6 protein-coding genes and 1 riboswitch are annotated in these 8400 nt (G+C 42.4%); of the genes, 2 read left to right on the forward strand and 4 right to left on the reverse strand.

What is annotated here, in order from left to right; genetic code table 11:
• Positions 1-315: 315 nt before the first annotated feature.
• Both TY15_RS22275 and TY15_RS22280 read right to left on the reverse strand, forming a co-directional pair.
• Positions 316-1131: an ABC transporter permease gene (locus TY15_RS22275; RefSeq protein ID WP_040207513.1), complete on the reverse strand. Its 816-nt coding sequence runs from the start codon at positions 1129-1131 to the stop codon at positions 316-318.
• Positions 1128-2042: an ATP-binding cassette domain-containing protein gene (locus tag TY15_RS22280; protein ID WP_244440985.1), complete on the reverse strand. Its 915-nt coding sequence runs from the start codon at positions 2040-2042 to the stop codon at positions 1128-1130. Before TY15_RS22280 ends, TY15_RS22275 begins: the two co-directional genes overlap by 4 nt.
• 364 nt (positions 2043-2406) lie before the next feature.
• Positions 2407-2488: riboswitch (cyclic di-GMP riboswitch) on the reverse strand.
• 183 nt (positions 2489-2671) lie between these two features.
• Here TY15_RS22280 and TY15_RS22285 point away from each other — a divergent pair.
• Positions 2672-3307, forward strand: coding sequence for a pentapeptide repeat-containing protein (locus TY15_RS22285; RefSeq protein ID WP_040207511.1), 636 nt, complete (start codon positions 2672-2674; stop codon positions 3305-3307).
• 371 nt (positions 3308-3678) lie between these two features.
• The gene (locus tag TY15_RS22290) at positions 3679-4125 is read left to right on the forward strand and encodes a hypothetical protein (protein WP_244440986.1); all 447 of its coding nucleotides are present in this window, start codon (positions 3679-3681) and stop codon (positions 4123-4125) included.
• Positions 4126-4554: 429 nt separating this feature from the next.
• On the opposite strand, the gene TY15_RS22295 is transcribed toward TY15_RS22290, so the two are convergent.
• Together TY15_RS22295 and TY15_RS22300 are read right to left on the reverse strand one after the other, a co-directional pair.
• A complete protein-coding gene (locus TY15_RS22295; protein WP_040207509.1) occupies positions 4555-7674 on the reverse strand; it encodes an MMPL family transporter in 3120 nt (1039 codons plus the stop codon).
• 3 nt (positions 7675-7677) lie between these two features.
• Positions 7678-8139: a MarR family winged helix-turn-helix transcriptional regulator gene (locus tag TY15_RS22300; protein WP_040207508.1), complete on the reverse strand. Its 462-nt coding sequence runs from the start codon at positions 8137-8139 to the stop codon at positions 7678-7680.
• Between the last annotated feature and the right edge of the window lie 261 nt (positions 8140-8400).

The raw sequence follows: 8400 nt of genomic DNA on the forward strand, positions 1-8400 counted from the left end.
TTTTTTTTGTTTGTTGACGTTTTTGTTTGTTTAGTTTTCAAAGAACAAATGTCTCAGTCACTCAAAAGCGACTTTATCATCATATCAAGTTATCAACTGTAAGTCAACAACTTTTTTTATTTTTGTTTGCCGTCTTGGTGACGACTTTTACTATATTACAGGATCAATACAAAGCCGTCAACCACTTTTTCAAAAAAAAATTCATTTAAGAAAAAAATCACTAATTTACAATATACCGCAAATACAAAATGTCCTCTAAATTCTTAGAGGACATCCAATAAAATTCACGTTCAAACTGTTTTATTTTTTCAACGTTTATGTCCGGCGCATATAAGCACGGACCGTTATCGGAGCAAAGATAACTACAATAACAGCCGCACCGATGAGAGAGACACCAACCTCCCTGCCGATCGTTCCGGTGTTGACAAGATCCCGGACCGCTGTCACAAGATGAGAGATCGGGTTGATATTCACGAACCACTGAAGCCAATTTGGCATCGTGTCGACCGGTACAAACGCATTAGAGAGAAACGTAAGTGGAAACAGCACAAGCATCGAGATCCCTTGAACACTTGAGGCCGTTCGCGCAATCACCCCGAAGAAAGCAAAGATCCAGCTAATCGCCCATGAACACACAATCACCAGAATACCCGCAATCGCGACGTGACCAAGACCGCCCTCCGGACGATAGCCCATGATGTATCCCATGATGAAAGTGAGCACAGTCGCAATCGTATAGCGAATTGTGTCTGCTAAAAGAGCACCAGCCAATGGAGCAATCCGCGCAATCGGCAAGGACTTAAAGCGGTCAAACACACCCTTATCCATATCCTCACGCAATTGGACGCCTGTCACAACCGAGGTCCCGATAACCGTTTGCACAAGGATCCCCGGGATGATGACCGGCAAATAACTTTGCACATTTCCCGAGATGGCCCCACCAAAGATGTAGGTAAACATCAAGGTGAAAATAATGGGCTGAAGCGTGACATCGAATAATTGTTCAGGTGTGCGGCGAATCTTCAACACCCCACGATAAGCCATTGTAAAGGAGTTACGAACCGTCTGGCCAAAACTAGTATTGTTTCGCAATTGGCGGTCAGCAACTGTTTCAATAGAAGTACTTTTCATCCTCTTACCTCCTGCACTTGTTTCGATTCATCAGATGCTGTCGAAGCATCCTCTTTCACCCCGTGGCCAGTAATTGTTAAGAATACCTCATCAAGGGTCGGTTTTTGCACACTTAACTCGGCTAAAGGAATACCCGCTGCACGTAGGGCGATCAGCAGGTCGGTGACCCGGTCGGCATCCGCCATCGGTGCGGTAATTTTCCCGCCTTCTGGTGAAACACTGGACTGGACTTTGAGTACCTGCTCCACCGTTTGCCGGGCTTTCTGGATATCCTCTGCATGTTGGATCATCAGCTGCAGCGAGGATGTACCCACTGAGGATTTCAATTCATCCGCCGTGCCTTCCGCGACCACACGTCCTTGATCGATCACGGCAATCCGATCTGCCAGCTCATCTGCCTCTTGCAGGTACTGGGTGGTTAATAGGACGGTTGACCCCATCTTAACCAAGCGACGGATCGTATCCCACATTTGATTACGTGTCCGTGGATCCAGCCCGGTTGTCGGCTCATCCAAGAAGATGAGTGGTGGCTGGGAAATGAGACTGGCCGCCAAATCCAAGCGGCGTCGCATCCCTCCTGAGAAATTTTTCAAAGGACGTTTTGCTGCTTCCGTTAAGCCAAATTCCTCTAGTAATTCCGCTGCCTTCCGCCGTGACTCGGCACGCCCCAACCCTAATAGCCGGGAAAAGATGATCAAATTCTCTGTAGCACTAAGTGACTCATCAACCGAGGCGTATTGGCCCGTTACCCCGATTAGTTGCCTTACGATCGTGGGATCCTTTCCCACATCATAACCGAAAATGCGCGCTGAGCCTGCATCCGGCCGTAGCAAGGTTGCTAGCATTCGAATCGTGGTTGTCTTTCCTGCCCCATTCGGACCAAGCACACCGTAGATGGTCCCGGCACGCACGTTCAGATTGACGCCGTCAACGGCACGGTTGTCGCCAAACAGTTTGACGAGTCCACTTGCTTCAACGGCCCACTCCCCATTGCCCGGAACGGATGTGCTTCTGTGTATATGTTCCATTTCATTTCCTCCTCGGTTACTGAATATAAGTGATCCTAACAGATGTTTATGAACTGAAAATGAACACGGCATCTGTGGCAAAAGTGTTGGATTCAAAAAAAAGAACCCCAAGGGCTCAATGAGTAGAGTTACTGCTCTTTCCACATCTGATACATTTGCTTGTGTAATAATTGTACTTGTGTCTTTTTCGAAAAAAACAAAAAATGGATTTAATATTCAAATAGAACAGCCCCTTTAAATATTTAAATCCGGCAGCCCAGCCATCATAGGATTTACCTAGACCTGTGACTTTGCGTCCCTACCTTTCGATAGGTTTGCCTTTATCAGACTATTGTAACAATAGTTTAATAGTACCATTTTTGTAGGTAATATGGAAATAAAATTACTATATTTGCTAATTAAATTTAAAACAAACTATCCAAAGTTAACTAATAGTAGATTTCATTAGTGCCTGGCACCTAGTACTTCTATGCTATAATAACATCAAAAATTCAGCTGAAAGAGGCCACAGGATGAAAATAGATTTTCCTAAAATCCCGGAAGACTTACCAATAAGGAAATTTCACGATCTTTTTTATGAAGAAGATCCCGAACTGGACATGTGCAAAATTATCGACTCTGTTTTTGAACAAGAAGTCGTCGATCGCGTCCGCTTATCAAGAATGGAGGTGAAGAATTGTCGCTTCAATCAGACCGATTTTCAGAATATCGATCTAACCGATGTCTATTTTGAAAACTGCGATTTTTCCAATGCTAATTTGAGCAAGGCGTCGATTCACAGAGTCGTCTTTAAAAATTGTAAATTAGTCGGTGTCGATTTCACCGAATCGCGGTTTGGCAATGTTCACTTTGATCAATCCGTCTTAAATTTGACTACATTCGGTAATTCAAAGCTAGAAAAAGTGATTTTTCAAGAGGCTTCATTAAAAACAACCGATTTCTTTGACTGCCATTTCAAACGTGTGGACTTCCAAAGCTGCAATCTTGATGGGGCCAGTTTTGATCAAACCTCATTAAAAGGAATCGATATTAGCACATCTACGTTTGATGCCCTAACGGTTTCAATCGATGATTTAAAGGGCTGCAAAGTATCCACCCATCAAGCGATTCATTTTGCCGCTCTGATGGGGTTAATCATCGTCGATTAGCGTAAAAAGGTAGTTTGAACGTTACTTGATCAATTCACTTTCTTTACAGGGGTTCAAGGCACCATTTTCTTATTTTAGAAAAAAATAGGTCGTTCTGAGAGTGATTTTTCAAAATAAGAAGAAATTCTACACAAATAGAAGTTTATTTCACAAAAAATAAAGTGATTCTACAAAAAAACCGCGATAACTAGAATTAAGATTTTAGGTCTCTAGACTTACTGGAAATTTGAACTTGGGACGTATGATTACTCTAAAGGATATTGTTAAAATATTGATAAGGAAAATAATGCGTAATATTTTAAACATAAAAGGAGTAGTCATTTTGAACAAAAAAAAAACCAAAGCTAGAAATCACATCCACTACTAGAAAGTTGCAATTAGCCATTGCTTTGAGCTCGGTTATTTTCACCATCGGTACAACATTGCAAAATTTCGTCATTGTAAATACAGGGCTAATTGAAACTATGATGCAAATGGCAGGTGCTCAAAATCCAGCTGGAGAAGCACCAGGATTTACTTTTTGGTTTCGAATGGTTGGATGTATTTATATCTTAGGTAATGCGTTAGGTTTATTGGCTTTTCGTAGCCGTTCCAAGGTACTATGGTGGACGATATTATTAGTAAACATCACTCAAGGTTTAGGTTTTGCTATGATACCTTCTTCAATGTGGACAGCTTCAACCGAAGTTTACGGTATATGGGGGATATTACCAAGTGCTATCACCGATGGAGGTGGCCTCATCTTATCCCTTGTGATGATTATTTCTATGGTGAAGTATCGCACTACTTGGGCTCAAAACCAATTACATCAACGATAAAATGCACTTAGTAAAGTTTTACCTAAAAAGCCTCCATTTGGTCTAGAGGCTTTTTTGGGTTTCAAAAAAAGGATTTCTTCATAATTTCAACTTATTTGCTTCCTTTATTTTAAGTCACAAACTTTATACTTAATTTAAATATAAACTTGCAATCACATTTTGTATGCATAGAATTAACAAAGTAACTAGCACACCTTTTAACATGCTAATTTTGGCAATGACAACAACTATTGTCAATATTCGAAATAAGTTGTAATTTATCTGCTATTACGGATGATAAACTCGCCAATGATTGGAATAATAGAAAATCAAGAGACCAAATCTTCAATGCAATTTGGTCTGCTAATAGGCATGTTATGTCATATGTTTCTCCACGTTATCTGAACTACTCAAAGTGCTCCTCTTTTTTGCTAAACAAAACCAAAATGGTTATTCTGCCCGCTTAAATGGCCACCAGTTGGCTTCGCCAAAATTTTTCACCATGACGGGAATAAAGAATGGCAAGATTACGAAGGCGTATAACAATAGCCCCTTTAAAATAATGGACGCAATTTGGAGCAATGATAACATACCAGATGGCATCATCGCAGCAAACGTTCCGCCTAAAATAATCGCTGCTGAAATGATGACTGTCCCCATCTTCTTCATGGCAAGCAGCATCGCTTCCTGTACCGATAATTGCTTGTATTCGTTAAAGCGATCCATTAAGAAAATACTGTAATCGACCCCGAGCGCCATCAGGATAACAAAGGCGAAGAACGGAACTGCCCAACTGATCCCTGTATAATGGAAGATCTTCATAAAGATAACTTCATTCATCGACATCGCCGTATAATAGGTGATTACCAACGAGCCAATCAGATAGAGCGGCATCATAATCGAACGGAATAAGAAAATGAGGATAATCGAAATTCCGATCAGCATGTAAATAACCGTCCGTGTGTAGTCTTGATTGGACATCGTTTTTAAATCGGCGTTCGTACTGGTAATTCCGCCGACAGCGACAACGGCATTTTCCAGTTTGGTCCCTTTCGTTGCACGCTGGATGGTCGACTTGATTTGCTTAATCTGATCAATCGCTTCATTTGAATAAGGACTCTCTTTAAAGACAACATCCATTGTCATCACTTTACGGTCTGGTGAAAAATAAGTATCCAACACTTGGACAAAGTCTTTGCTTTTCAGCATTTCCTCTGGTAAATAGAAGGCAGTGGTGACCGATAAGCCTGACAAATAATCTTGGGCAGACCCTAACCCCTCAGAAATTTGATCCAAGCCATTCGCACTTTGACCTAGTCCATCCGTCAATTGGATCATTTGATCACCTAAACCGCCGAAGCCATCTAGTAATTGCTGCTGACCTTTATTAATGTCGGATACACCATTGGTTACTTTCGGGAAATTGCTAACAATTTGTCCTTGGCCATTGGCTAATTGGTCGAGCCCTTTTTGCTGTGCTGTAATCCCATCGATCAAGGCTTGAAGTCCTTGAGAGATGCCAGCCTGTTTCGCTAAAATTTGCTCGTATTTGGCATTTGCAGTAGTAACGCCTGCTGAAAGCTGGGCAAGACCGGTATTTAATTCGGTCAGCGTTTTTGAGATGCCCGCTAATGGCCCTTGAACAGCGGTGACCGTTCCTTTAATTTTGCCGTACTCGGGAGAATTGGTAATTCCCTGATAATCCGACTCAATTTTTGCAAAATCTTTAGTTGTGATTTTTGAAAGATTAGCAGAAATATCAGCTAAGCCCCCACCAATTTGCTGGTAGCCATTGTTTAAAGCGGTGAGATTTTTACCAGCCTCCTGATAACCCTTTAACAGCTGTTGATGACCTGCCAATAATTGCTCAGCCCCTGCCTTAGCATCAGCTAACCCTTTTATGATTTGGGTGGAACCGGCAGATCCTTGGCGAATTCCCGTCTCAATCTTCGCCAAATTCGTTTGAATTTCATCTAAACCAGATTGTATATCCTTGGTGCCTGACACTAGAGCGCCAATCCCGTCACTCGCGCTTTTCAAACCTGGAGCGGATTTTGCTAGCTCACTTTCTGCTTGATGAAGCCCCTCGCTGATTTGATCGATGCCGTCCTTTCCTTCACCAAGGCCTTCTTCTAAGGTTTTGGCTTGTTTTGATACATATAAATCCTCAATCGGCTCACCCACAGGTCGTGTCGCCGAACGGACCTTATCGACTAAATTGACCTTTTCTAAATCCTCAGAAATCTTCTCTACTATATTTAGATATTCAATCGAATCCATTTTTTCATCATTCTTAATGACTACCTGTGTCGACATTGCTTCCCCAGGGCTAAAGCTGTCGGCGATGGCATTAAAGCCTTTGATCGCAGGAATATCCTCACTGACCTCTTCCAACGAATTGAAGGAGAGGGTTCCATCATAGGTCACAAGGAAGGGAACACAGATGGCGGCCACAATCAATAAGGCAAGGAACGGCCGTGCCAACGAGAATTTCCCGGCGGCTCCCCACAGCTTGTTGTCCTTATGCTCGCCTGGTTTTTTCGACGGCCAGTAGATTTTCAAGCCCAGCACAGCCATAAAGAAGGGAACAATCGTGAATAATGCAATCAGCAGCACAGCGACACCAACGGCAACGGCAGCGGCCGATTGATACAATTGAAATTGTGAAAAACCAATAGCAGCAAAGCCGATCATGACGGCTACTCCGCTAAAGAACACAGTCCGGCCGGCATTTTTATAAGTGGCGACGATCGCCTCAGTGATCGACTCCCGCTCTGATAACTCTTCTTTATAACGGCTTAATAACAAAATACAGTAATCCGTTCCAATCCCAAACAGCACCGCCACTAAGAAAATTTGCGTATAGCTGGAAATCGGGAAGTCGAACTGGTCGACCAGAAAGGCGACGATTGATTGCGACGTTACATACGTGAATCCGACGGTAATTAACGGAATGAATGGGGCAACGACCGAACGGAAAACGAGCAACAGTACGGCTAAAATAAAGACGACGGTAATCCCCTCAGTCTTTTTCAAGCCTTCCTGTGAACTTGTCATCAGCGCTTCATTAATCAGCCAATTCCCAGTAAAATAATGGTCCACTTTGACATCATCAATCGTATCGTAAAAAAGCTCACGGAGTTCTTTCTCGTCTAGTTCTTTGTTCCACGTATGTTTAATCGAAACCATGATTGTTTTTCCGTCATCCGAAACTAATTGATCTTTCAGATTTGGTTCGTTAAAATGGGTTAAAATCTCGGTGATCCCGAGCTTCTTTTTATTGTTCTCAAGCTCACGAACCCCACGTTCTGCCTCTTCTATCTCCTTTTTCATTAGCTTTTTATCATTATGGAACACCAGAGCCACGGTGGCAGTATCGCCAACATCCTTCTGGTCCTGTACTTCGCTCATGATTCTTCCGGCTAATTCCGACGAATAGCCTTCGGGAACTTTGATATCCCCTTTTTCATGGACGAGGTCGCCCATGTTAGGCGCAACTAAAAATAGACCAATGGCGACGACAAGCCATGCCAGTAAGATCAACCATTTTCCTTTAATAATTGTATGCATTCCTTATTCCCCCACCTTAGCCTCTTTGCTAGCTATGATCATTTGGTTCAGTTTCTCATAGGTTCGCATGAATGCTTCAATTTCCGTCTGTTCAAATTGCTTCACAAATGATCCGACTAACTCGTAAATACGTCGTTCTGTCTCATCGAATAATTCCTTGCCAACATTGGTCAGGGTTAAATAGACGACACGGCGGTCATTTTCATCCCGGCTTCGCTGGATCAATCCCTTCTTCCATAAGCGATTAATAATGGCAGTGATCGCACTTTTTTTTACATCGAAAACTTCAGCAAGCTCGGTCGAAGTGCAGACTTCCACCTTGTTCATGTACCTCAGCATATAGTGCTGATCGTTCGTTAGATCCTCTGCCAGCTGCCCTTTAATCAGACTCCCGCCACATCTTTCGATGGAGAAGGAGATGTGTAAGTACTGATCGACCAGCTCCTTGATAGACTTCTCATCCAAAATATTCACCTCTTTAATAGTTCACTAGTTTAACTATTTATGTATTTAATCTTATTACAGCCCTGTTGACCCTGTCAACGGATAGGCAGGATCGATTTTTATAGATAATTTCCTAGCAAGTTTGCTCACCCATCCTTTATTTTAGTTATAAACTCGACGAAAAATGCAAAAAACTTAAACATAAACAAAGACAGAGAACATATCGTCCTCTGCCATCCTTTTGTACTTTTGTACTGCAACACTGTAGTGGAGTGGGGGTCA

This window comes from Neobacillus jeddahensis, assembly GCF_000612625.1.
GTDB classification, from domain to species: Bacteria; Bacillota; Bacilli; order Bacillales; family Cytobacillaceae; genus Neobacillus; species Neobacillus jeddahensis.

Excerpts from the sequence above, each read along its gene's own strand:
- TY15_RS22295 (WP_040207509.1), bottom strand. The coding sequence starts at position 7,674 with ATGCATACAATTATTAAAGGAAAATGGTTGATCTTACTGGCATGGCTT.
- TY15_RS22285 (WP_040207511.1), top strand. The coding sequence starts at position 2,672 with ATGAAAATAGATTTTCCTAAAATCCCGGAAGACTTACCAATAAGGAAA.
- TY15_RS22275 (WP_040207513.1), bottom strand. The coding sequence starts at position 1,131 with ATGAAAAGTACTTCTATTGAAACAGTTGCTGACCGCCAATTGCGAAAC.